Annotated in this window: 1 protein-coding gene; it reads right to left on the reverse strand. The window is 43.3% G+C overall.

The features are described 5' to 3' along the window. On the reverse strand, positions 1-439 hold a 439-nt coding region (locus DDE10_RS23210; protein WP_107775149.1), incomplete at its 3' end, for an OmpA family protein. Positions 440-600: the final 161 nt, after the last annotated feature.

Below are 600 nucleotides of genomic sequence, written 5' to 3' on the forward strand. Positions count from 1 at the left end.
GACGGTTTTTAGCGTAGTCAGCTTCAGTGTGACCTAACACAGCCGGTTTTTCTTCACCGTAAGAAACAGTTGAAACTTGGTTAGCACCTTTAGTTGCTAAGTAGTTTTTAACTGCGTCTGCACGACGTTGACCTAATGCGATGTTGTACTCTGGAGTACCACGTTCGTCAGCGTGACCAGCAACAGTTACTTTACCGTTTGCAGATGTTAAGTATGCAGCGTGTGCATCTAAAAGTTGTTGGTACTCACCTTCAACTGCGTAGCTATCGAAACCGAAGTACACAGTGTTGTAACGAGTTTGTAAGTCTTCAGCAGTCATACCGCCGAATTGACCTGCGTTTGCGTTAGCATTTGCGTTAGCATTGTCTGATGAGCTGCTGCAAGCTGCTAATACGAATGCTGGTGCCGCAATCATCAATACTTTAGCTAGTTTTTTCATTTGTTGCTCCTAAAAAGAATTTTATTTTATTTAGTCAAATACGGTGACCAAGCAGGAAACTTAAATTGTCCACCTGCTCCCGGCAAGTTAGCTTTGAAACGGCCATCTGCGGACACCAATTGTAGCACTTTGCTCGTACCTTTGGTAGAGCTATAAATAAC

Origin of the sequence: Sphingosinicella terrae (genome assembly GCF_003347635.1) — a bacterium.
GTDB classification, from domain to species: domain Bacteria; phylum Pseudomonadota; class Alphaproteobacteria; order Sphingomonadales; family Sphingomonadaceae; genus Allosphingosinicella; species Allosphingosinicella terrae.